This window comes from Bryocella elongata (assembly GCF_900108185.1).
In the GTDB taxonomy this organism is placed as follows: Bacteria; Acidobacteriota; Terriglobia; order Terriglobales; family Acidobacteriaceae; genus Granulicella; species Granulicella elongata.
In genome coordinates, this window is record NZ_FNVA01000007.1 from 269,039 (window position 1) to 291,758 (window position 22,720).

Annotated in this window: 21 protein-coding genes; 4 read left to right on the forward strand and 17 right to left on the reverse strand. The window is 62.8% G+C overall.

Translation table 11 applies throughout. The features are described from left to right. Positions 1-63: 63 nt before the first annotated feature. From C4S68_RS19235 to C4S68_RS19270, 9 genes are all read right to left on the reverse strand, one after another. Positions 64-726, reverse strand: coding sequence for an HD domain-containing protein (locus tag C4S68_RS19235; protein ID WP_103934729.1), 663 nt, complete (start codon positions 724-726; stop codon positions 64-66). Positions 727-854: 128 nt separating this feature from the next. Further along, on the reverse strand, positions 855-1,793 hold the full coding sequence (locus tag C4S68_RS19240; protein WP_103934730.1) for a GlxA family transcriptional regulator: 939 nt from the start codon (positions 1,791-1,793) through the stop codon (positions 855-857). 94 nt (positions 1,794-1,887) lie between these two features. Next, positions 1,888-2,457 carry an isochorismatase family protein gene (locus tag C4S68_RS19245; protein ID WP_200821591.1) on the reverse strand — a complete coding sequence of 190 codons (570 nt, stop codon included), beginning with the start codon at positions 2,455-2,457 and terminating at the stop codon, positions 1,888-1,890. A 79-nt stretch (positions 2,458-2,536) separates the two neighbouring features. Next, positions 2,537-3,397, reverse strand: coding sequence for an aldo/keto reductase (locus C4S68_RS19250; protein WP_103934731.1), 861 nt, complete (start codon positions 3,395-3,397; stop codon positions 2,537-2,539). A 162-nt stretch (positions 3,398-3,559) separates the two neighbouring features. Next, positions 3,560-3,730, reverse strand: a complete 171-nt coding sequence (locus C4S68_RS23430) for a hypothetical protein (protein ID WP_200821592.1) — start codon at positions 3,728-3,730, stop codon at positions 3,560-3,562. A 115-nt stretch (positions 3,731-3,845) separates the two neighbouring features. Then, the gene (locus tag C4S68_RS19255; RefSeq protein WP_160115246.1) at positions 3,846-5,372 is read right to left on the reverse strand and encodes an alpha-L-fucosidase; all 1,527 of its coding nucleotides are present in this window, start codon (positions 5,370-5,372) and stop codon (positions 3,846-3,848) included. Between the two features lie 255 nt (positions 5,373-5,627). Further along, positions 5,628-7,559, reverse strand: coding sequence for a hypothetical protein (locus C4S68_RS23435; RefSeq protein ID WP_200821593.1), 1,932 nt, complete (start codon positions 7,557-7,559; stop codon positions 5,628-5,630). Between the two features lie 158 nt (positions 7,560-7,717). Next, positions 7,718-9,277 carry an SMC-Scp complex subunit ScpB gene (gene scpB, locus C4S68_RS19265; RefSeq protein WP_103934733.1) on the reverse strand — a complete coding sequence of 520 codons (1,560 nt, stop codon included), beginning with the start codon at positions 9,275-9,277 and terminating at the stop codon, positions 7,718-7,720. 136 nt (positions 9,278-9,413) lie between these two features. Beyond that, a complete protein-coding gene (locus tag C4S68_RS19270) occupies positions 9,414-11,048 on the reverse strand; it encodes an inorganic phosphate transporter (protein ID WP_103934734.1) in 1,635 nt (544 codons plus the stop codon). Positions 11,049-11,287: 239 nt separating this feature from the next. Here C4S68_RS19270 and C4S68_RS19275 point away from each other — a divergent pair, with 239 nt between their 5' ends. Then, a complete protein-coding gene (locus tag C4S68_RS19275) occupies positions 11,288-11,788 on the forward strand; it encodes an O-acetyl-ADP-ribose deacetylase (protein WP_103934735.1) in 501 nt (166 codons plus the stop codon). 5 nt (positions 11,789-11,793) lie between these two features. Here the strand turns inward: C4S68_RS19275 and C4S68_RS19280 are convergent, their stop codons facing one another. From C4S68_RS19280 to C4S68_RS19295, 3 genes are all read right to left on the reverse strand, one after another. After that, the gene (locus C4S68_RS19280; RefSeq protein ID WP_103934736.1) at positions 11,794-12,006 is read right to left on the reverse strand and encodes a hypothetical protein; all 213 of its coding nucleotides are present in this window, start codon (positions 12,004-12,006) and stop codon (positions 11,794-11,796) included. Positions 12,007-12,073: 67 nt separating this feature from the next. Then, positions 12,074-12,283: a BrnT family toxin gene (locus C4S68_RS19285; protein ID WP_235011719.1), complete on the reverse strand. Its 210-nt coding sequence runs from the start codon at positions 12,281-12,283 to the stop codon at positions 12,074-12,076. A gap of 313 nt (positions 12,284-12,596) precedes the next feature. After that, complete coding sequence (locus tag C4S68_RS19295; RefSeq protein ID WP_235011720.1) at positions 12,597-13,670, reverse strand: purine-nucleoside phosphorylase; 1,074 nt, start codon at positions 13,668-13,670, stop codon at positions 12,597-12,599. 463 nt (positions 13,671-14,133) lie between these two features. Here C4S68_RS19295 and C4S68_RS19300 point away from each other — a divergent pair, with 463 nt between their 5' ends. Then, positions 14,134-15,420, forward strand: a complete 1,287-nt coding sequence (locus C4S68_RS19300; RefSeq protein ID WP_103934738.1) for an AAA family ATPase — start codon at positions 14,134-14,136, stop codon at positions 15,418-15,420. A 31-nt stretch (positions 15,421-15,451) separates the two neighbouring features. Here the strand turns inward: C4S68_RS19300 and C4S68_RS19305 are convergent, their stop codons facing one another. Beyond that, positions 15,452-16,357, reverse strand: coding sequence for a LysR family transcriptional regulator (locus C4S68_RS19305; protein ID WP_103934739.1), 906 nt, complete (start codon positions 16,355-16,357; stop codon positions 15,452-15,454). Positions 16,358-16,440: 83 nt separating this feature from the next. On the opposite strand from C4S68_RS19305, the gene C4S68_RS19310 reads away from it, so the two are divergent. Further along, entirely contained in the window at positions 16,441-16,944 is a 504-nt protein-coding gene (locus tag C4S68_RS19310) for a GNAT family N-acetyltransferase (protein WP_103934740.1), read from the forward strand. A gap of 68 nt (positions 16,945-17,012) precedes the next feature. Here the strand turns inward: C4S68_RS19310 and C4S68_RS19315 are convergent, their stop codons facing one another. The 4 genes from C4S68_RS19315 to C4S68_RS19330 all read right to left on the reverse strand — a co-directional run bounded on the left by C4S68_RS19315 (position 17,013) and on the right by C4S68_RS19330 (position 20,418). Next, positions 17,013-17,954 carry a segregation and condensation protein A gene (locus C4S68_RS19315; protein WP_235011721.1) on the reverse strand — a complete coding sequence of 314 codons (942 nt, stop codon included), beginning with the start codon at positions 17,952-17,954 and terminating at the stop codon, positions 17,013-17,015. 55 nt (positions 17,955-18,009) lie between these two features. Continuing rightward, positions 18,010-19,602, reverse strand: coding sequence for a tryptophan--tRNA ligase (trpS, locus tag C4S68_RS19320; protein WP_103934742.1), 1,593 nt, complete (start codon positions 19,600-19,602; stop codon positions 18,010-18,012). A 136-nt stretch (positions 19,603-19,738) separates the two neighbouring features. After that, the gene (locus C4S68_RS19325; protein WP_268807304.1) at positions 19,739-20,164 is read right to left on the reverse strand and encodes a type II toxin-antitoxin system VapC family toxin; all 426 of its coding nucleotides are present in this window, start codon (positions 20,162-20,164) and stop codon (positions 19,739-19,741) included. After that, the gene (locus tag C4S68_RS19330; protein WP_103934743.1) at positions 20,161-20,418 is read right to left on the reverse strand and encodes an antitoxin; all 258 of its coding nucleotides are present in this window, start codon (positions 20,416-20,418) and stop codon (positions 20,161-20,163) included. Before C4S68_RS19330 ends, C4S68_RS19325 begins: the two co-directional genes overlap by 4 nt. A 144-nt stretch (positions 20,419-20,562) precedes the next feature. Here C4S68_RS19330 and C4S68_RS19335 point away from each other — a divergent pair, with 144 nt between their 5' ends. Further along, entirely contained in the window at positions 20,563-22,599 is a 2,037-nt protein-coding gene (locus tag C4S68_RS19335; protein ID WP_103934744.1) for an alkaline phosphatase family protein, read from the forward strand. The last annotated feature ends 121 nt before the right edge of the window (positions 22,600-22,720 follow it).

The following is a 22,720-nucleotide window of genomic DNA, read 5'->3' on the forward strand; positions in this document are numbered from 1 at the left end:
CACGACAAGGCGCGGCCGCCTGAACAGGCCGCCGCGCCATCGTCTTTCTCAGAGCCGCGCTTCTTACCCGATCCACGCCGAGTTGCGGATCACCGAGCAGAAGTTGCCACGCACGAACTTCGGATCCTTGTCCGCAAGCACGTCCGCCTTCACGTTGCCGAACGTCGTCTCCGGCTTGTGCTGGATGCCGTCATAGAACGCCTGCAGGATGTCTTCCTTGAAACGCGGCGTCCTCGGGAACTTCGCGACGATCGCGTCCCGCACGTCATCGTCAAAGTTCTGGTAATCGATCCCCAGAACATCCATCTCCACGCCGGCCGTCACCAGCGCGACCAGCGGATGCATATGCTGCGGAATGCCGGGCGTCGTGTGCAACGCAATCGCAGTCCAAACGTGGTCGATCTCTGCGGCGTCGATTCCATGCTGTTGCAGGAACGAGCGCGCCGCGTTCGCACCATCGACCTCGAAGCGCTCCGTCGCGCTGCTATATGCGGGCATCAACCCCACGTCATGGAACATCGCTCCGGCATAGAGCAGCTCCCGATCGAACTTGAGCCCACGCCGCTCGCCGGCCAGCGCTGCAAAGTGATAGACCCGGCTGGAATGGTTGAAGAGCAGCTCCGTCTCCGTGTCACGGATGAACTCCGTGATGTGCTGCGTGAGCGTGCTCTGGGGAACTGCGACATCGCGAAAAGATGAGGTGGTTTGCTGAGCGGTCGTTGCCATGTCCGGACCCTCCTGGGGGATCGCTTACAGTCACAACGCTAGGCCTCCGCTCACGCAGCCGCCACGACACGGTTGCTGCAATTTAGGACATCCGGCTTCACCGCTCCGCGACCTTCCGACGAGTGCGTCTATCGCCGAAAGCGGCTCGCATACTCGGCGGCTGTAACTCCCAGCACCCGCGTAAACGCTCGGCGCATCGCCTCCGCCGTGTTGAACCCGCAGGCATCCGCAACCTCCTTCAATCCCTTGTTGGAGTTGTCGATCATCTGTTGCGCGGCTTCCACCCGCATCCGGTCGACAAACTGCCCCGGGTTCATGCCGGTCTCGCGAAGACAGAGCCGCGTGAAGTGGCGTGCGCTCACGCCCAGCCGCTCCGCCAGCGACTCGACCGTCATCGGCTCGCGCAGATGTTCGAGCATCCACACCTGCAGCTCCCGCAGCGGCAGCGAAGCGCTCGCCTGGTGCGAGAGCATGTGGCTGAACTGCGCTTGTCCTCCGGGCCTTACGAGGAACATCACCAGGAAGCGCGCGATCTGCAACGCCACCTGGTGCCCGTGGTCCTCTTCAACCAGAGCCAGCGAAAGGTCAATGCCCGCGGTGATTCCAGCCGACGTATACGTGCAGCCGTCCCGCACGTAGATCGGATCCTGCCGCACCTGCACCTTGGGATACTCCTGCGCCAGGCGGTCGCAGAATCTCCAGTGCGTCACAGCCTCTTTGCCATCGAGGAGACCAGCCTCGGCGAGCACAAACGCCCCGGTGCAGATCGACGCGACGCGCCTGCTGCGTGTAGCCGCTGCAGCGATCCATTGCATCAGTGCCGGATCGTACGTCCCATCCTCGGCACCCGGTCCTCCCGCAAGGATCAACGTATCGATTGGCCCCGTGCAGTCTGCGAGCGCCAGCGCTGGTCCCATGCCAACGCCGCGATTCGTTCGCAACGAGCCCGAACCATCCGCCGACACCAGCTGCACCTCGTACCCCGGCGCGTTGGCAAAGACCTCCAGAGGCCCCGCAACATCGAGTATCTGCACGGGCGGTGGCCCGGTGATGACGACCCGCCTCATGCAGAGATTCTAGCCATGGACGCGCTGGCTCGAAACCCTCCATAGGGCGGGTCGAACCGCATCCTTGGACCGGAACACTGTCTTCCGCGGAAGCCTAGTGAATCGCCGCCGCGATCTCCGCACTCGACCGCACCTTGCCCATCATTGGGAAGATGTTCTCGGTTGAGAACTTGTGCCAAGCCTCGCTGAGCGACGTCATCGCGTCCTCCGCGAACACCAGCTCGTAGCCCAGCTCCTGCGCGGCGCGTGCCGTCGATTCCACACCGATGTTCGTGGCCACGCCCGCCATCACGATCGTGCGAATCCCCTTGCGCCGCAGCTGCTGATCGAGGCTCGTGCCCGTGAAGGCGCTCCAGCTGCGCTTCGCAATGTCAAGGTCGCCAGCCTGCATCCCAGCCTCCGGCACAATCGCCCACGCCGTCGCCGGCAAGGGCTCCGCAGGCGCAGGTACCGCGCGGTCTGCAGGCAGCCGCTGCACCTCGTTGAGCAGCACATGCACATACGCCACAGTCCCACCGGCTCCACGCAACGCCGCTGCCAGCTTTGCCGCATTCGCTGCCACTGCAAGGGGCGCGTAAGGCTTCGTGTCCCGCGCCATAATCGCATTCTGCAGATCGATGATCACCAGCGCCGTCGTCTTTGCTTCAAGCTTCAACTCTTCCACAGTTTCTCCATAGCGATTGCAGAGGAAATGCAACGGCCCCACTCCACGCCGGAAGGGGCCGTCGTCTTCATTGCGTCACTTACTTCGCAGCCGCTTCCAGCTCCGCCATCTCATCCTCGCTCAGTACGACATCCTGCGCCTTGTGGTTCTCCTCAAGATGCGCAATCGAGCTCGTCCCCGGAATCGGCAGAATCACCGGCGAGCGATGCAGCAGCCACGCCAGCGAGAGCTGCGACACCGTCGCATCATGCTTCTTCGCGATCTCGTCGAGCTTGCCACCGGGCGCAGCCAGCTTGCCGCTCGCAACCGGGAACCACGGGATAAACGCGATGCCTTCCTTCGTGCAGTACTCCATCACCGCCTCGCTCTTGCGATTGCTGATGTTGTACTCGTTCTGCACGCTCACAATCTCGGTCACCTTGCGAGCCTGCTCGATCTCCGCAACCGAAACTTCGCTCAACCCGATGAACCGGATCTTGCCCTGCTCCTTCAGCTTCACCGCCGCGCCCAGCGACTCCTCCACCGGCACCTTCGGATCGATGCGATGCAGCTGCCACAGGTCGATCGTCTCCTTCTTCAGGTACCGCAGGCTCATCTCCGCCTGCTGCGTCAGGTACTCGGGCCGTCCCACGGGCAGCCACTTGTTCTTCCCTTGCCGCGTTAGGCCGCCCTTGGTCGCGATGATGGTGCCCTTGCTGTAGGGCGCAAGCGCTTCGCCGATCAGCGGCTCGCTCACGGCCGGGCCATAGCTGTCTGCCGTGTCGATAAAGTCCACACCCAGCTCCACCGCGCGCCGCAGCACAGCCTTCGCGTTTTCAGGGTCAGCCGGTGGCCCCCAGATGCCCTCACCCGTAATGCGCATCGCGCCATAACCCAGCCGGTGAATCTCCAACTCGCCGCCCAGCTTGAATGTCTTCGCTACTGCCGTCGTTGTCGCCATCGGAAAATTTCTCCTTGTACCTCGTTCGATGACAATCGCAGCGGCCACGACGCATCCGATCTCCACCGAATCCCGGAATCAACTTCCGTCACGCAAAAGCTGCCCCGGAAAACACAAAGGCTGCCGGGTTGGCAGCCTTTGCATAGCGAAGTTCAAACAGCCCTACTGCTGTTCTTCTTCCTTCTTCTCTTCAAAGTGGTTGGTGATTGCCTCAACACCCTCGAACCCTGCGATGGCAGCGACGCCCTCGGTGATGATGCCCGCATCCGGGTCCAGCTTCTTCGCGCCTTCAACCGCTGCTGCTGCTCCTGCAAGCTCTTCCAGAAGTCCCATGGTCATGCTCCTCTCGCTCAATCGATTCCGCCCGTATCTTCAGGCAGAAAAATACGCTATCACGCCACCTCGAACCCCGCTGTGAAATGTCGCGCGTCTTTCGATGGAGCCACCTTCAGATCGCCACGCTGCCCTCGAGCTTCAACCCATACGGCATGTCCTTCGCCAACGCCTCCAGCGGAGCCTCGATCACCAGCGCCTCCTCCGTCTGCCGGAACTTCAGCGGCCTCCCACCATCCACAAGCGACACGCTCTCAATCTTCGCACCACCCTTGCGGAAGGTGAACAGCTTCACCTCATGCGTCTCCGGCACCTTCAAGCCAAACGCATAAACCGCTCCCGGCTTATGCGTAAAACGAAAATCCGCGCTGGTCGGATTGCGCTCGGGATACTTGTCCCGCTTGATGCGCGGCATATCCATCGCCGTCGGATACCCACGCCAGTCCTGCGGCGCCTGCTGCGGCACATGCGGTCCTTCGCCCGGCACCACCCACGCATGCGAGTCATAGATGCCCTCGCCGTTGCGCTTCAGCCACTCTCCCATCACGTGCAGCGACGCGCGCTGATCGTCAGGAATCACGCCATCCGCACGCGGCGAAACGTTCAGCATGTAGTTCCCGCCACAGCTCACAATCGCCAGCAGCTGGTTCACCAGCTGGTACCCGTCTGCGACCCGCAGTCCGTCGATGTAGCCCCACGAATTTCCGATCGGCGTGTCGCACTGCCACGCCCCCGGATAGATCCACTGCGGCGCGCCGCCACTGCTCTCCGCCGCATACACATTGCCGAACAGGTACGCCCACTGCTTCGTGCACATGGTCGTCTCGTAGCCCTGTTCCTTCGCTCGGCTGAACAGCCACGCCGCGGCCCGCAGCTTGATTGGGTCATACTCCCGTGGGTTCACACCATTGTCCATGTACAGCATCTCGGGCTGGTACTTGTCGACCAGCTCCTGGATGCGCGCGAGCCAATCTTCCTGGAACGCCGCGCTCGCATGCGGCCCGTTCATGCCTTCATCGATAGGCGGCCCATAGAAGCCGGCCCAGCGTGGATCGAACTGATCGTTCGGCACACCCGGCGCGGGATACATAAAGCAGTGGTGCTCCATCCTGTGCGTCGAGCAGGCAAACGTCAGCCCCTGCCTGCGAATCGCCTTCGCCATCTCGCCGATCACATCGCGCTTTGGCCCCATCCTGCCCGCACACCACGGCGTCAGCGCCGAGTCCCACATCGCGAAGCCATCGTGATGCTCCGCCACCGGACACACATACCGCGCTCCTGCCTCTTTGAACAGCGTCACCCATTCGTCCGCATCAAAGTGCTCGCCCTTGAACATCGGGATGAAGTCCTTGTACCCGAACTTGTCCGGCGAACCGTAGTGCTCCGTATGCCACTTCACATCGGTCGTATACATGTAACGCGGATACCACTCGCTGCCATGAGCCGGCACCGTGTACACACCCCAGTGGATGAAGATCCCCACCTTCGCCGGGTTGAACCACTTTGGCGTCGCATAGTGATCGCGCACACTCTCCCACGTCGGAAGCACCGGCCCCGCAAGATCGGGCCTCGGCTGCGCATACGCATCCGGCGCTCCCGCAGGTGCGCCCGTCTGCGCCAGCAAGGCACGGGACTTCATCATCGACGTAGCACCGACAGCGCCAGCGCCCATCAGCATGGATCTGCGTGAGAGTTTCATCGCAGCAAGCATAGTCGCTACGAGTCCTCCACCGCAAACCGTTAACTGTTGGGATTTTTGCGATTTTGCCGAAGGTCGCAGAGCTCCGGGGGACTGGCATCTGGCGACTCGTATCTCAAGACTCAGAACCCAAAACTCAATCGACATTCTTGCTTTTACGCGCCGAATCAGCCTTCACAGGAGACATGAGGCCAACAATCAGACCTGCTTGCTCCCCCGCCGCCACACCACGCGCACCTGCTGCCGCCATCGCTCATCCAGTGCCAGCAGCTCCCACTCCACCCGCGGCGACAGATACCGCAACACCGTCTCTGTCGCCGGATGAATCCGCAATGCGGGAGCCACCAGGAACAGCCGCGGCTCCATCGGCGATAACTCCACCTCGCGAAAGTACCCATTTCGCTGAAATTCACCCATGCCCGTCGCTGCATCGGGCGCAGTCGCGTGATGATGCCGCACGCGAATCCAGTAGTCGAGCCCCTGCAGCGCAAAGTGCATATCGTCGTCAGCCTTGATCTCGATTACTGCAAGTCGTCCGTCATGGGTCACACCCAGCAGATCAAGCAACCCCTTATCGCCCGCGCCCGCAATCGCCGAAACCTGTGAGTACAGGTGCTGCGGATCCAGCCGCGGAATGATCCCCGCCTTCTGCGCCGCACGCGCACGAAGATTCGGCCACGCGTGACCAGCCTTCACCTCGCGAGCCCCATCTGCATCCGCGCGATTGCCTCGAGTATCAGCTTCGAGATCCGCATGATCATTGGCATTGCGTGCCGTGGCTCGTGATGTCGCACGTGCTTCCGGCCGCGACGCAAGCCCACGCGTCAGCGGCTTCAGGTCCGCACGCAGCACACTCTCCAGCCACTTCTCGGGTGCTGCGCGATACAACGGATCCTGTGACGTAGGGATGCGTCGCTTGCCCGCCGTTGTCCCCAGGTTCATGCGCGAGTGCGCAGCCTCCGTCTTCGCTGCAGAGCCAATGCGCCCACTCAGCTGACCCCGCCGCGCACCAAAGTCGACCGCAGGCATCCCTGCACACCGCCGCGCGAACAGGTCCGCAACCAGCCCGCGCAGATCCTCGTGCGTTGCAGACGTAAGCTCCGTCTCGCTTGCGCCCACACCCACCGTCAGCTTCAACGTATGCGAAAACCCGGTGGCAGCAACCTCGACACGAGCCCGTGCAAACTCCAGACCGTGCAGCAGAAACGCCAGCTCCGTCGAGCTGCGCAGATGCTGCTCCACACGCTCGGCATCGCCTTGCGGCACAAGCTCCATCACCTCCGCCACGGCGCTGGCAAACCGCTCCTGCGCGGCGCGTTCGTCAGGACGATGAATCAGCCGCGTGCGCAAATTCCCCCGGTCCTCGAGGTCGCGCTGCACCAGCTCTTCACTCGCTCGATCGAGCTCCCACAACTCCCACCGCGCGATCTTCGCATTCAGCCAGGCCATCCGGGCTGCGGTCAGCATCGCCGCACCACGCGGCACGATCAGCCTCAAGCCGTCGTACTGCATGCGGCCCGCACCATGTTCGCGACAATGATCCAGCCACAGGATGCCCACCGTCAGCGCGCCATCGATGATCGCCATGCTCTCCAGCTCGCTGACGGCGACCAGCGCCCACGCCTGCGATCCACGCACCAGCGACCCCCGCAGGTACGCCGGCCCAAAGCTGCGCTCGAGGTCCATCGCCGTGCGCAGGCCCTCGGGCTCCCAATCCGGAAAGTACCGCGGCAACATGCGTTCCACGCTTCGCTGATATTCTCGCCGCGCGCGATCCCGCGCCGTAGGGCTGCGCTTCGTCGCACGTGCATCCTGCGCGGCCACCAACTCCATGCGCTTCGTCTGCGCCTGCCCCAGCCGTTGCGTGGTCAGCTTCAACGACTCACCATGCGCTTCCGCAGCAACCACCGTGCGAACGACACTGCGCTCGCCGCTCCACAGGTGCAGCGTGCAACGGCCATGTTCGGTGGAGAGCTTGTACTGCGCCGTGCTCAGGTCGAAGGCAACCTTGCCATCTTCGAGAACTGAGGCGCCAGCCTGCGCCGCAAGGAATGCGATGATCGCTTCCGCGATCTGTTCGGGAGACTGCGACGGCTTCTTGTCCGCGGAAGAAACTCGGGGCGGCGACATGCTGCTTACGCTATCACCGCAATCGTGCAGGAGGGAATCGCCCGCAACCCAAACTCGCACCTTAAACCTTGAAGACCTCGCTCCTCTACAGACTCACCAGTCTGAGAAGAACGAGGTCTCCGTGCAGTCGTTACGTACCGCACCATCGCGGTAGGACGTTACTCCTTGCCTTCGGTCTCTTCGCTCGAAGCCTCGTCCGAGCCCTCGGCCGGGAGCTCCGCATGTTCAAACGGCTTCAGATCGGCATCAATGTCCGCATCCACGTCCGCGTCCACGTTGAAGGAGGCTTCAGGCTCGCTGGCGGTCTCCGCAGCAATCTCTTCGGCGCCTTCCGCAGGCAGCTCGGAGTGCTCTTCCGGCTTCTCATCCGCGTCGATGTCGATGGCTTCCTCTTCGGCCTCAGAGCCTTCGTCCACGCCAGGCTCGGGCTCTTCGCTCTCCGCATCCGGAACACCATCGGCCTGCGCCTCGTGCTCGTCCGCCATCGGCTCGGCATTCTCCGCGGCCTCGCGGATCGCAGCCTTGTCGGCCTCTTCGGCATCTCCCACGACGTCCATCGGAATCTCCTCCTGCGTCGGCTCGAAGTCGGCCAGCTCGCCGGCCATCTTCTCAAACTCTTCGATGCTTGGAAGCTCGTTGATGTCCTTCAGGCCAAAGCGGACGAGGAAGTCCTTGGTCGTCTTGTACAGGATCGGCCGCCCGATCACCTGCTTGCGGCCTGCCGTCGTCACCAGCTTGCGCGCGATAAGAGAGCCGACCACGCCGCCCGAATCCACGCCACGAATCTCGCTGATCTCCGGCGCCGTCACCGGCTGCTTGTACGCGATCACCGCCAGCGTCTCCAGGGCCTGCAGCGAGAGCTTCATCGGCGGCTTCAGAGACTTGATAAACCCGCGCACCGCGTCGTGGTACTCCGGCTTGGTGGAGAAGCGAAACCCTCCAGCAACCTCACGAATCTCAATGCCCCGGTCAGAGTTGGCGTACTCCGCAATCAGCTGGTCCACCAGCGATCGCAGGTAGTTCCGAAGCTCGCGTTCCTTGGCCCGCGCCCAGGCCTTCGCCGAGATCTCGTCCTCTTCCGGGGTAGGCTGGCGCAGCTCCATCAGCGGAGCCACAGCTGCAAGCCGGGCCTCAGCCTCATTCTCGGGCTCAATCTCTTCGGGAGCTGCTTCACCCTCATTGGGCGCCGGAGCGGCCTCTGCGCCACCCTCTGCTTCGACCGCAGGCTCCGTCGCTTCGGCAGGCTCAACGTCCTCTGCCACCAGCTCGTCGACCTCCGCAGCCTCGGCGGCATCTTCCTCCGCATCGGCATCGCCGGCGGGATCGGATTCCGCGATGCTGTCAGCGTCCTCCACCTCCGCCTCAGCGACGGACTCGGTCTCGGGAGAAGCCTCCGCCTCGGGAGAAGCCTCCGTCTCGGGAGAAGCCTCTTGCGCCTCGGCCTCCGGTACCTCGGCGTCCAGAACCTCGGCATTCAGCGCCTCCGCATCGGGCGCATTCGTCGATTCATCATCGGCCTCGTCCGACGGGTCAACGTGAGCCGCAGAGGCAGCAGGGACAGGGGGTGGGGCATCATCCAGCGCCAGCTGCGACTGTCGTGCGGCGATGGCGTCCAGCTCCGCCTGGGCTTCCTCGCTCAGCAGCCCAATCAGCTGGACCAGCGTTACGGGCTCCTCGGAGGCGTAGATGACGGCTTCAATCTTGGATTTCAGGCTCATGCGTGTGCACTAACGAGTGTATCGTCTGGCCCGCGCCAATTTCGCCCGCGAATTCAACATCCCCTGCAAAAGCAACAAGGGCGGCCATCGGCCGCCCTTGACACTGGAACAGGTTGCTGGGGTGGTGCAACTTCGACTAGCCGCCAGCCAGCTTGTTGAAGGCAAAGTACAGACCCGCCGAAAGCAGCGCCGCCGCCGGAAGCGTGAAGACCCACGCCAGCGCAATGTTCCGCACCGTCGACATCTGCAGTCCGCTTCCGTTGGACGCCATCGAACCCGCGATACCCGAGCTCAGCACATGCGTCGTGCTGACCGGTGCGCCGTAGGTGTCCGCCGCCCAGATCGTCAGCATCGCCGTGATCTCGGCCGCCGCACCCTGCGCATACGTCAGGTGCGTCTTGCCGATTTTTTCGCCCACCGTGATCACGATGCGCTTCCAGCCGATCATCGTGCCCAGGCCCAGCGCCAGCGCCACAGCCACCTTCACCCAGGTCGGGATGAACTTGGTCGAGCGGTCCAGGTAGCCGCGATAGTTCGAGAGCACCTTCGCATCGTCAGCGGTCATCTTCGGGCCGTTCTTGGCCAGCAGCCCGGCAGCCGCGCTCGTCAGGTACATCTGGTTGCGGACGTTCGCCTGCATCTCGGGAGGAACCGAAGCCAGCGAGCCATAGCCCTGGGCCTCGTTGCGGATGTCGCCGATCATCTGCTCGAGCGCCAGCACCGTCTGCGGCTCAGCCTTCTTCTCCGCAACGTAGCGCTCCAGCTCGGCCGAAGCATCGCCGATTGTCACGCCGACCGTCTCGTAGTTGTGCAGCACATTCTGCGTCTGCGTGGAGACCGCCGAGAACGTCTGCACGTCCTTCGCACTCACCGTGTGGTTCAGAGCGTAGGCCGTCGGTACCGTGCCGACCAGGATCAGCATGATCAGGCCCATGCCCTTCTGCCCGTCGTTCGAACCGTGGAAGTAGCTCACACCGCCGCACGTACCGATCAGCAGCAGGCGGATGTAGAACGGCGGCGGCTCGGTGCCTTCAGGAGCCTTGTAGAGCCGCGGATCGCGCGCCACCAGCTTGAACAGCATGAACAGCAGCGCGGCCAGCACGAAGCCTACGAGCGGCGAAACCAGCAGCGCCTTGAAGACCTTGGTCACCTGCTCCATATCCACGCCGCTCACCCCCGAGCGGCCGTGAATCAGCTGGTTCGCCACGCCCACGCCGATCACCGAACCGATCATCGTGTGCGAGCTCGACGCGGGAAGACCCTTCCACCACGTCGCCAGGTTCCACAGGATCGCCGCGACCAGCAGGGCGAACACCATCGCGAAGCCCGAGCCCGAGCTCACCTTCAGAATCAGCTCCACCGGCAGCAGCTGCACGATCGAGTACGCCACCGTGCCCGAGCTCAGCAGCACGCCGATGAAGTTCAGCACGCCCGAGTACACCACCGCCACATGCGGTTCCAGCGAGTGCGTGTAGATGCACGTCGCCACCGCGTTCGCCGTGTCGTGGAAGCCGTTGACAAACTCAAAGCCCAGCGCGATGAACAGCGCAATGCCCAGCAGCAGGAACGGAAGCACATTCGCCGAGTGCACCACCGACAGGTCCGCCGAAAGCTTGGCGCCGATGTAAATCACACCCGCAAGCAGCGCAGCGGCGAAGCCGATGACGCCCCACTTGCCGGGCGAGCTGTGCGCAAACTTCGTATCAAGCAGCGATCCTTGGGGCTCTTCGAGCAATGCGTCTACTGGATCTGTCACAGGGCTGGTAGCCATGTCAGTGGTTCACTTTCATACAGAGGATGAGGGAGAGCGAACCCAGCCTAGTCCTGCCCCATCATCGCCACCTTGAAAGTCTCGTGAACATTCAGGAAAACCCCACGGAATTCCCGCGGATTCCCGCTGGAAATCCTGTGCAGGGACTTTTTGAAAAAGGGCCCGGAAGGATACTGGTTTCATCCCGTTACGGCCGGCCGGGACCGAGCGCCCGGCCCGGAGAGGGTAGAAGACAAAGCATGCCCGAACTGCTCATGGTGCGCGGCGATATCACCAGGCGCCCCGTCGACGCTGTCGTCAACGCAGCCAACAGTTCACTGCTCGGCGGCGGTGGCGTGGATGGCGCCATCCACCGAGCCGCCGGCCCCGATCTCCTCCACGCCTGCCGCCTGTTGCACGGTTGCAAGACCGGTTCAGCAAAGGCGACGCCTGGCTTCCGCCTCCCGGCAAAATGGATCTTCCACACCGTCGGCCCCGTCTGGCGCGGAGGCAACAATGGCGAGCCCGAACTCCTCGCCAGCTGCTACCGCTCCTGCCTGGACCTCGCCCGCGAGCATGGGGCGAAGAGCATCGCCTTTCCCGCCATCTCCACCGGAATCTATGGCTATCCAAAGGACCAAGCCGCCGAGCTCGCCATCAACACCTGCCGCGAGAACGCAGCCGACATCGAACGCGTCGAGTTCGTCTGCTTCGACGCGGACACCGCTGAGATGTATGAGCGTCTATTGGTTCGAGGGTGAAGTGGCTATGCGCGCTCGGCGCGATCAGCGATCTTCTTCAAGCTGCGGAGCGCGTCATTGACCGCCTCGGAGTCCGGGAACGTCTCCAATAGGTCCGGCGCAATCAGCACGACATTCGTCCCCTGTTGCATTCGGGCATGATGCTTGCCGCGCACACCTTTGCTGAAGTCGAGATCCGGGCGCTGTGCGAGAGGATCGAGTTCAGGGGATTTCTTCATACTGTTTGATCTCGGCTGCGGTGGCAGCGCGGGCACCGATGATCCGGATGCCGGAGATGCTGTCAGTTTAAACGACAAAAAGAATGCGGCTGCGCGAAGACGCCCCGACTGTGATGAAACGGCACTCGTCCTCAGAATGCTGATCGTCAGGAAGGGTCGAAGCCAGCGGGTCATCGAACACGGTCATGGCCTCCGCGAAGGAGACCCCATGCTTCTTGAGGTTGGCAGAGGCCTTCTCCGGATCGAACTCGAAAATTTGCCGTTCGAACTCTGCCATGTTGGCTGTTTAGCGGATAGCGCTGGGATGCGTCAAGGTATTTTGTTCAGGCCCCGTGCTGTTGCCCCGGTCTGGTTTGCAGGTCTTGTACTCTGCATACTGGCATGAGAATATGGCCGCTATGCACGAAACTTGGCTGAGAGCATCTCTTGTGATCGCCGCGGGCGTAGCGTTGTCATGGCTGTTGGGCTGGGCGTTGGACAAGCCTTTCCCCAAGTCAAGGGTGCGGGACACGATCCTGACCGGAGCCTGTATCTATGCAGCCTTGGCACTCGATTCGTTCTTCCTTAAGTAACTCGGAAGCCTGTAGCGCCTATTCGCCCGGGACCTGCGCGTAATACTTCGGCCAATCGGCCATCAGCTTGTGCAGCACGGTAGACCCGCACAGCCACGCCGACTCCAGCGCCAGCTTGCCGCCGATGTACGGCGCCGTCAACGACTCCACCGGCTCATGCCCTGGCCGCGGCATATCGAAGTTCGATCCCGTCCGCAGCACCATCACCCGCTTCGCATCCACGCGATGCAGCGGCCCCAGCCGCTCGATCGCCCCCATGAAGCCCGAGTCTTCCATCTCCGTCATCGCGAACACGCCCTTGCCGTCGGTCCACATCCGCGTCCAGTCCTCGGCAAACTGGTTCATGATCGCCCCATGCCAGTAGTAGTCGCTGGCAAAGCTCTCGCCCAGCCCTACGAACGGCGGCTTCTGCGCATTCGGAAAGCCCACATACTGCTCGCGAAACGCCTTCACCTTCTCGTCATCGCCCAGGTTCAGGTCCTTGGTCTGCGCATACGCCCACTCCGCCAGCTTGACGTTCATCGGATACAGGTTGGAGCGGTGCCACGTCGGCGCATCCGTGCTCGGCGGATTCGGCCGCGTCGCTCCCGTCGGAAACCAGCCATACGGCCAGTCCTTCGGCATCTCGCGCGGATCGATCTCGCGCACCACATCGCCCACCACATACCGAGCCCACGCCGCCGACCCAATCGAGCCCCACTTCGGATCCACGCCCGCGATGCCGTTGATCAGGATGTACGAGTGGCTCAGATCAAATCGTGGATCGAGCCCCAGCGCCATCATGCTCGCCGTCGCGTTCACCAGCGTCGTCCCGCTCAACATGCCGAGCATGGTGTGCTCCTTGTTGGTGCGCAGCGCATGTTGTCCCGGAGGCAGGTTCGCTCCACCCGGAAAGTCCACCACCTCGTCCAGGTGCTCACGCTCCACCCAAAACTGCATCTCACCCGGAACATCGCCTGTGTCCTTGCCCACCTCAAACGTGGCGATCACCACCGCCCGAATCGGCCACGGCTTCTGCTGCGCACGAGCATAGGGAGCCACAAGCATCGCCGCAGCGGCGAGCACAGCAAGACGAACGGAGGGGAGGCGCATGTTGTCTCCTGAGAAGGGAAGTAGTCAGCGGTCCTCCTAGGGTATCGCAGCGCGATCCCGAACACGTCCGCAGGCCTCCCCATCGCCGTAGCCCCAATAAATCTCTTGCTCCCCATTGCATTTCTCAGTAACTCATGTCATCTTGAACCATCTGTCCAAGGAAAGGACGCCTGCATTGCTAGCTACAACGCACAACACGCAGCATGATGTGGCGTCGTTCCAGTCGCGCTAACCGACTCCCGACGCTCACACGCACAACCTATCGCTTCGCACTCCTTCGGGGAGTGATGACTCCGCACGTGGTATTCCTCGCGCGCAACGGCGTCATCGTCTCCGTAAGTTTTCGTGCGATGCCCCGCAGCATCTCAGCGTAGCTTCGCATCGTCGCGCTGACACCCACACGCTGCGGGCTCGACCCCCTGTTTGTCCGTGATCCGGCCTGAGCCGTTAGAAAGCAATATCTATGTTTCAGTTCCTCAAACATCTACTGGCCACCCAGAATCAGTTCGCCTCCGGCGGTCTGTTCCTGATGGCCATCGGCAGCGTCGGAGTCTTCCTGCGCTCGCTTCCGCAACGCGCCTGGTGGTGGATCGTCCAGCAGACCACCATGACCATCACCGTCAAGGATGACGACGACGCCTTCGTCTGGGTCAAGGAGTGGCTGCTCGAGCAGAGCTTCCTCAAACGCCTGCGCCGCGTCGACCTCGACACCACCCTCCGTGGCGCCGACATGGCGCTCATTCCCGCACCCGGACGCCATCTCTTCTGGCACCAGGGTCGGCCCTTCTGGGTCTGGTTCTATCGCAGCGAAGACACCAGCGGTCGAAGCATGCGTCGCACCGAATCGCTTACCTTCCGCACCGTCGGCCGCAGGCAGGCGTTCCTCAAGAACTTTGCCTCGGAGATCGTCGCGTGCCATCGCCGCAAGGCCCGCACCTCGTCGTATCTCTACGTCTACGACGATTGCTGGACCTACGTCTCGGCCTACTCGCCACGGCTGCTCGACTCCGTGGTGATGAAGCCCGGTGAAAAGGAGCATGTCCTGCAGGACCTCGCGCAGTTCCGCAACTCACGCCCGCGCTATCGCAGGCTGGGCGTGCCGTACCACCGCGGCTACCTGCTCTACGGCCCTCCGGGCACCGGCAAGACCTCGCTCGTCTCCGCGCTCGCCGCGAAGTTCGGTATGTCCATCTACATGGTGAACCTCACCGAATTCAACGACCGCTCGCTCAAGATGGCGATGAACGACGTGCCCGAAAACTCCGTCATCCTCTTTGAGGACATCGACTGCATGAAGGCCGGCGAACGCCGCGCCGGCATGGGCGGCGCCAACGAGCAGGATCGTCGCGATGACCGGGACAAGACTCCCCCGCTCACCGGCGTCACGCTCTCCGGCCTGCTCAACGTGCTCGATGGCTTTCACGCTCCCGAGAACGTCGTCTACATGATGACCACCAACAGCGTCGAAAGCCTCGACCCCGCGCTGCTTCGTCCCGGCCGCATCGACTATCGCCTCTACATGGGCGAGGCCTCGTCGCAGCAACGCGTCGAGCTCTATCGCCGCTTCTTTCCCGAAGCCTCCGAGCACGACGCACGCATCTTCGCCGAAGCCCACTGCGCTCAAACCATGGCTGAGTTTCAAGGGCTCCTGCTTTCTCTAGAGCAGGATGCAGACCACGCTGTAGCAGAAGGAAAGGAGGTAACCGCTTCATCCGCCCGCGAGCTGGAGACCGCAGTTGCCAGTCACTAGGCTGCTGCGGGAACCATCCAAAGCATGGCTCTCAGGGCCGCTCCTCACTACCGATCTGCGTCCGCAACAGCGCTACAAAGTTATCCGCCAGCGGGCTCTCGAACCCTGCTCGCATCGCCAGATCCACCGTGCTCCGCGCTGTGCTGCGCACCTCGCGATACACCGCGCCCGGCACCGAGAGCCGCGCCATGCAAGCCGGCGCCAGTGATACGCCAATGCCTGCCGCCACCAGTCGGAACAGCGTAGGAAACTGCGGCGCATACTGCACGATCTCCGGCACAAACCCCGCCTGCTCACAACAGGCAATCGTGCGGTCGTAAGCCAACGGCCCCATCGCCCGCGAGAACAGGATGAACGGCTCGCCATCCAGGTCGTTCACCCGCAACGTCCGCTTTGCCGCCAGCGCATGGCGCTCCGGGAGCACCGCCACGAATCTCTCCCGTAGCAACGTCCGCGTCGCGAGCCCCTCGTTGCCTTCGCCATCGCGCAGAAAGCCCAGGTCCAGCGCGCCGTCCCGCAGCGCCTCCACCTGCGCCGAAGTCCACATCTCGCGCAGCTGCAGCTCTACCTTGGGATACCGCTTGCGGAATCGCCGGATCGCCGCAGGCAGCTCCGTAAACATCACGGACCCGCTGAACCCCACGCTCAACGTGCCTTCTTCGCCGCGTCCCACGCGCCGCACCTGCGCGAGGTCATCCTCCACCCGAGCCAGCGTCGTCCGCGCCCTCAGCGCGAGTAGCGATCCCGCCGGCGTCAGCTGCACACCACGTGTCGTCCGCAGGAACAACGCATGCCCCAGCAACTCCTCCAGCCTGCGAATCTGCTGGCTCAGCGCGGGCTGCGCGATCTTCAACTGCTGCGCTGCCCGCGTAAAGTGCAGCGAATCCGCCACCGCGAGAAAGTACCGCAGGTGTCGCAGCTCGATCTCTTCATTCATAAGCCCAGCATATCAATACCAGCATTTCAGTTATTGGACGTATATACACCCCTTTGCGTAGCTTGGAAATAGAGGAGAGACGCATGCCCCTGCTGACCGAAGACGTGAAGCCCACCCGCAGCGAGATCGCCATCCGCGAGTTCCAGCCCGGCGACGCCGCCGACTTCCGCCGCCTCAACGAGGAGTGGATCACGCTCTACTTCAAGCTCGAGCCCAAGGATCGCTACACCCTCGAGCATCCCGAGGAGACGATCCTCGCGAAGGGCGGCCGCATCTTCTTCGCCATCCGCGAAGGCGTCGCGCTGGGCACCGTCGCACTCATCCCCATCGCACCCAACGAGTACGAGGTCGCCAAGATGGGCGTCACCGCAAACGTGCGCGGACTCGGCATCGGCAGCCAGCTCATGCAGGCCACCGTCGAAGCCGCCCGCGCCAGTGGTGCCACGCGCCTCTATCTCGAGACTAACCACGCGCTGCTGCCAGCCATCCGTGTCTACACCGCAGCCGGCTTCCGCGACGTCCCCGCAGACCGGCTCACACCCTCGCCCTACCAGCGCGCCGACGTCTTCATGGAGCTCTTCCTGTAGCGAAGATGCGCCGCAAACAGTAAGGGCATGGCGTATGCCATGCCCTTGCTGTTTGTCCGAGCAGACCCTCAGCCCCAGTCGTCGCGCACTGCGGCCTGGTCCGCAAAAACGTTGTCGAAGCGGTCCGTCTTCTTCAGCAGGATCTCGCCGTTCTGCTCGGTCTGATGCAGCAACAGCGCCTGCAGGCGCACCAGCTCCAGCATCGCGAGGAACGTGCAGATCAGCGCCCGCTCGCTCTTCACGCTGCTCAGCATGCGACGCAGGCTCACCGGCTTGTCTTCCATTAGCAGCCGTCGCTTCACAAAGTCGATCATCTGCGCCACGGTGACCGCGTCTTCATTGATCGAGTGCACCGGGCGCTCACGCAACCGATGCAGAATGTCACGGAAGACCAGCAGCAGATCGTTCGTGGTCGCTGCAATCTCGCGCTCGCCGTCAGGCGAATCCAACCCCTCTTCGCGGAGGAAGCTTCGCATGCCGGGCTGCGACCAGCTCGCGTCCTCGAGCATCTGCTTCTGCTGCAGCATCTGCGCCGCTGCCTTGAAGCGCTCATGCTCCAGCAGCCGCTCCACCAGCTCGCGCCGCGGATCTTCATCCGTTCCCGCAGCAACCTCCATCGGATCGCGCGGCAACAGCGTCTTGCTCTTGATGTGGATCAGCATCGAAGCCACGTAGACGAACTCACCCGCGGCGTCGACGTCAGCCTCGCGCAGATGGTGCGTGTACTCCAGAAACTGCGCGGTGATCTTCGACATAGGAATGTCGTAGATGTCGAGGTTCTGCTTGCGGATCAGATCCAGCAGCAGATCGAACGGCCCGTCATATACCTGGCCGATGGTGATCGAGAACGGAGACTGCGACGCCTGCTCCGGCGTGGGCTTCTCCTTCGCAATCTTCTTCGGCTCAGGCGCAGGAGGCACAGGCTTCGGCGCCAGCACCAGCGTCTCGCGCGGCGTGACGGAATCGATTGCTGCTTCCGCCTTCGCTTCGTCTTGTAAGTAAGCATTCAAAGCGCGGGCCTCCTGTTCTGAGGGCTCAGGAGCGACTCCTTTACTCTGTTCGTCGTTAGAGGATTCCATAAGCCTGCTCGGTCTCCGTGATGTCGAAGCTCGGAGTATATCCGCCGATGTTCAGGTAATAGCGGTCGTTTTCCCGTTCTATCGAAAAGGTGATGTTCCCCTTGCCCGCAGCTCGTTTTGCCAAGACCCAGTGTCCGAGAAAGATCTTCTGCGGCACAACGAAGTCATGCAGCATGTCGCGATCATCCCAGCACAACAGAACGATGATCTCGTACGTCTTCGGCTTGGTAGAAAATATCCATGCTTCATCGAGCCCGTTTTGTGTCGCGGCAACTACCAGAACGCGGCGCTTGTTCTGCGTTAGCCATACCCCTTCGCTCTCCGGGGTCAAAGCGGCCTCGGTCGGCAGAACCTCTTTTCTCCATAACTCGCGCACATTTCGCTGCAGGATTGCAGGGGCAAGGCCACGCCAATCTTGCATGTTCGAAAGGTCTCTGGAATTGCGGGCGTTTTCTGTATGCCACTGAGGAGTATGAATCCGCACTCCCTCAAGCCCGCGGGAGAGACCCGTAGCGTTACGGATCGCCGTCATGGTGTCAAGAGCTGCCTGCTCAGCACGCCGCGCGCCCTTCTCCAGCACTTCCCACACGAACCCCGGCTTCTCCTGCAACTCGGCTCGACGTGTCTGGATCGGTTGCAAGTGAGCGAAGACCGAGGCCCCCATCACCATCTTGCATCTGTCGCAGCGCAGGGTGGCTGTACGGCAACCCTCCCGAATCTGCTGGTCGATCTCAGGCTTGGAGAAAACACGATGCAGATCCCCCACAGGGCAAATTTCTGGGTCGCCGGGATCCTTCTGCGTCGGACGCTGCCCCCCGTTCGTCATGCTCTCCGCCTTCTGCATGACAACGGGCATAGGATCGGAGAGATAGATCGCGTTGCCGTAGCTCTTGGACATCTTCCGTCCATCCAGCCCCGGTAGCTTCGGGGTCTCCGTGAGCAATACGTCGGGTTCGCGCAGCAGCAACCTGTCCGGGTCGAGCTCAATTTCAACCCGCGAGGCGTCAAGCCCCAGTGAGCCAGAGCTAACTCGCTTTGGAGAATAGAGAGCATTGAACTTCCGCGCTACCTCTCGCGTCAACTCCACATGGGCGATCTGGTCGGCTCCCACAGGAACGTAGTGGGGGCGGTATAGCAGAATGTCAGCTGACTGTAACAGCGGATAGCCAAGGAATCCGTAGGTGTTCAGATCCTTCTCTGCCAGCTGCGCCTGCTGGTCCTTGTAGGTTGGCACCCGCTCCAACCATCCGAGAGGAGTGAACATGCTGAAGATCAGATGAAGCTCTGCGTGTTGTGGAACATGGGACTGAATGAACAGCGTGCATACCTCTGGATCAAGCCCCGCCGCCAGAAAATCCAAAGTAACGTCGAAAACGCTCTGCTTAAGCCGACTGGGGTCGGCATAATCCGTTGTCAGCGCGTGCAGGTCGGCGATAAAGAAGAAGCAGTCATAGTCCTGCTGCAGCTGCACCCAGTTGTGCAGCGCGCCCATGTAGTTGCCAAGGTGCAGCCGGCCCGTGGGCCGCATGCCGGAGAGCACGCGCGGGCGAGGAACGATTCGGGAAGTGGAAGCAATCATGCGTATGTCAGGGAACGCCGCAGACCGGCTCAGGTCCTGCCAGGAACCCAGCCGCGGGCGTGGAACCTTCAGAATACAGGAGCCGCCCACAAGTCAGTCTCGAGTACGGCGCAGAACAGGCGGTCGACCGAATCGACTACAGGTCGGGGGCCCAGTTCTCCGTGCGCAACGGAGGCATCGCGTGCGAGAACGCCCCATCGGCTGAGACCAGCACCGCGCCAGCACTTAGCGCGTGAGCCGCGATCAGCATATCCAGTGCGGAAAGCGTGCGTCCCCGACGGCTAAGGTCCTCACGCAGCGCAGCGTAGGCCGCGGCTGCCGCGCTGTCCCACGGCAGCACCTGCAGGTTAGCGAGAAACTCGTTCACCAGCTTGTGCAGCTGAGTGGCGCCAGGCTTTCGCGCCAGGCCATACCGGACCTCGGCCTCCGTGATCGTCGAGATGGCGATCACGGCCTGCCCTGCACGCTCCATCAACGTGGCCCGCGCCTCCTGACTGCGTCCGTTCACGAGGTACGACACCATGTTTGTGTCCAGAAGATACAGAGGAGCTTCCGCCGTCACAACGAATCCCGTTCCGCTGCCTCACGATCGTCCCGAGGCACCTCAAGAACGCCATTCCTGGCCACGGCTTCATCCAGCGCACGGAAGAGCGCGGTCCAAGGGCGTCGCGGCAACGCCGCCGAGAGCGTAATGTCTCCGCTCGTCGGGTCCTGCCGAATGAACACCTCGTCCGTACTGAAGCGATAGCGGGCGGGGATGCGGACGGCCTGGCTCCGTCCGCTCATGAACACCTTGGCCTTATCCTGCGTCGCCATGGGTCGCCCTCCCTCCGTGTATTCTGCTATATATCATGATACATAACAAAGCCGCCCACTTGGGCAGTAGAGTCGCCGGTTACACTCGCGTGAATATTGGCGGCCGCGCATACGGTGCCACGTGCCGTTGCCTATCCTTGATCCATGTCTCCCCTGTACGCCTCCTCGCGTGTCGCCTCCGCGTGCCTTCTCGCGTCCCTGTTTGCTGCCGGTGCTGCCTCCGCCCAGTCGACTGAAAAGTCCCAGGCCAGGCCCCACAACGTCATCATCTTTGTGGCCGACGGCCTGCGCCGCAACTCCGTCACCCCGGAGACCATGCCGGCCTTCTACAAGCTCCGCTCCGAAGGCGTCGACTTCCAGAACAGCCACTCCGTCTTCCCGACCTTCACCACCGCCAACGCCTCGGCCATCGCCACAGGCCACGGCCTCGGCGATACCGGCGACTACTCCAACGTCATCTGGCCCGGCACCTGGCTCGCCCGTCCCGACGCCGTTACCGGCGCGGGCTTCATCACGCCCTTCCTCGAAAACGACGAGATCCTCGCCGACATGAACGCCATCTTCAACGGCAACTACCTCGGCGAGCGCACCCTGCTCTCCGTCGCCCGCGAGCACGGCTTCCACGTCGCGTCGGTCGGCAAGCTTGGCCCCACCGCCATCCAGCAGAACGACTCCCTCGCCTGGGACCCCACCGGCTTCATCGACAGCAAGGGCGCCATCGTCATCGACGACGCCACCGGCACCGACGCCGGTCTCGCCCTGCCCATCGACGTGCAGGAAGCCATGGAGGCCGCCGGCCTTCCCACCCAGGCTCCCACCCGCTCCAACGGCTACCCCGAAGGTTCGAAGTGGAACAACGGCTTCTCCGGCGACGCGAAGAACCCTGGCACCCTGCAGGCCAACTTCACCCAGCAGCAGTGGATGATCGACGTCACCACAAAGGCCCTGTTGCCCATGTTCACCAAGGCGCCTTCGGACCCCGCGGAGAAGGAAGCTCCCTTCGTCATCCTCTTCTGGTCGCGCGATCCCGACGCCACGCAGCACAACCAGGGCGATAGCCCGCTCGCGCTCACTCCCGGCATCAACGGCCCCACCTCAGCACTGGCACTGAAGAACGCCGACCACTGCCTCGGCGAGCTTCTCGCCTGGCTCGACAGGCACCCCGCAGTCAAAGCCAATACGGACGTCCTCGTCACCAGTGATCACGGCTTCGCCACCATCAGCCGCCGCGAGATCGACGCGACCGGCGCCACCACCTCGGCCCCCGCAGCCAACCTGCAGGACGACGTCGCCAACCCGCTCGCGCACGATCAGGAGCACATGCTCCCCACCGGCTTCCTCGCGCTCGATCTCGGCGCCCAGCTGGGCCTCCACGTCTTCGACGCCGCCAAGCGCTCCACCACCACCGCATCGGTATACGAGCAGGTCCCCCTCACCGACAAGGTGCACTTTCCCTCCAGCGGCAGCGCTCTCCTCGGCGACAAGGTCACCCGCCTCGACGGTCAGGACGCAAAGATCCTCATCGCCACCAACGGCGGCTCCGACCTGCTCTACTTCCCGGCCGGCGACACCGCCCTCATCAAGGACACCGTCGCCGTGCTCGCTTCCATGGACTACGTCGGTGGCATCTTCGTCGACGACAAGTACTGCGCGGACCCTTCAGTCTGCGCGGGTGCTCTGCCCATGAGCGCTGTCGGCCTCGTCGGCCACAGCAACGTGCCCCGCCCGGCTATCGCCGTCGCCTTCAAACACTTCTATCTCGAGCCCGGCAACCTGCAGTCCGGCATCCAGCTCTCCGACAACGCGCTGAAGGAAGGCCAGGGCATGCACGGCGGCCTCGCCCGCGATCAGACCTTCAACAACATGGCCGCCATCGGCCCCGACTTCAGGCAGCACTTCGCCGACAACGCGCCCTTCGGCAACATCGACCTCGTGCCCACCATCGCCCACATCCTCGGCATCGAGATGCCCTCGGCAGGCGCCCTCAAAGGCCGCGTCGCTACCGAAGCTCTCAAAGAAGGCAAGCCCGCCGAAAGCAAATCAGCCGGCGAGCACAAGACCCTGGAGTCCACACCCACCACCGAGGGCCTGCACACCGTCCTCGAATACCAGGAACTCAACGGCGTGAAGTACTACGACCAGGCCTGCCTCGTCGCCAAAGACACCCACACCTGCAAGTAGTGCTGGCTCAGCAACACCTGCGCTCTGAGAAGGAACGGCGCGAGAGCTGCTCGTGCCACCGCCTACCTCATGGCTCAGAACCTGGACACCTCATAGCTCAACAGCAAACCCGAACCCTGCA

Bases quoted from the DNA above. Each gene is read 5' to 3' on its own strand.
- C4S68_RS19235 (WP_103934729.1), bottom strand. From the start codon at position 726: ATGGCAACGACCGCTCAGCAAACCACCTCATCTTTTCGCGATGTCGCA.
- C4S68_RS19240 (WP_103934730.1), bottom strand. From the start codon at position 1,793: ATGAGGCGGGTCGTCATCACCGGGCCACCGCCCGTGCAGATACTCGAT.
- C4S68_RS19250 (WP_103934731.1), bottom strand. From the start codon at position 3,397: ATGGCGACAACGACGGCAGTAGCGAAGACATTCAAGCTGGGCGGCGAG.
- C4S68_RS23430 (WP_200821592.1), bottom strand. From the start codon at position 3,730: ATGGGACTTCTGGAAGAGCTTGCAGGAGCAGCAGCAGCGGTTGAAGGC.
- C4S68_RS19255 (WP_160115246.1), bottom strand. From the start codon at position 5,372: ATGATGAAGTCCCGTGCCTTGCTGGCGCAGACGGGCGCACCTGCGGGA.
- C4S68_RS23435 (WP_200821593.1), bottom strand. From the start codon at position 7,559: ATGTCGCCGCCCCGAGTTTCTTCCGCGGACAAGAAGCCGTCGCAGTCT.
- scpB (WP_103934733.1), bottom strand. From the start codon at position 9,277: ATGAGCCTGAAATCCAAGATTGAAGCCGTCATCTACGCCTCCGAGGAG.
- C4S68_RS19270 (WP_103934734.1), bottom strand. From the start codon at position 11,048: ATGGCTACCAGCCCTGTGACAGATCCAGTAGACGCATTGCTCGAAGAG.
- C4S68_RS19275 (WP_103934735.1), top strand. From the start codon at position 11,288: ATGCCCGAACTGCTCATGGTGCGCGGCGATATCACCAGGCGCCCCGTC.
- C4S68_RS19280 (WP_103934736.1), bottom strand. From the start codon at position 12,006: ATGAAGAAATCCCCTGAACTCGATCCTCTCGCACAGCGCCCGGATCTC.
- C4S68_RS19285 (WP_235011719.1), bottom strand. From the start codon at position 12,283: ATGGCAGAGTTCGAACGGCAAATTTTCGAGTTCGATCCGGAGAAGGCC.
- C4S68_RS19295 (WP_235011720.1), bottom strand. From the start codon at position 13,670: ATGCGCCTCCCCTCCGTTCGTCTTGCTGTGCTCGCCGCTGCGGCGATG.
- C4S68_RS19300 (WP_103934738.1), top strand. From the start codon at position 14,134: ATGTTTCAGTTCCTCAAACATCTACTGGCCACCCAGAATCAGTTCGCC.
- C4S68_RS19305 (WP_103934739.1), bottom strand. From the start codon at position 16,357: ATGAATGAAGAGATCGAGCTGCGACACCTGCGGTACTTTCTCGCGGTG.
- C4S68_RS19310 (WP_103934740.1), top strand. From the start codon at position 16,441: ATGCCCCTGCTGACCGAAGACGTGAAGCCCACCCGCAGCGAGATCGCC.
- trpS (WP_103934742.1), bottom strand. From the start codon at position 19,602: ATGATTGCTTCCACTTCCCGAATCGTTCCTCGCCCGCGCGTGCTCTCC.
- C4S68_RS19330 (WP_103934743.1), bottom strand. From the start codon at position 20,418: ATGGCGACGCAGGATAAGGCCAAGGTGTTCATGAGCGGACGGAGCCAG.
- C4S68_RS19335 (WP_103934744.1), top strand. From the start codon at position 20,563: ATGTCTCCCCTGTACGCCTCCTCGCGTGTCGCCTCCGCGTGCCTTCTC.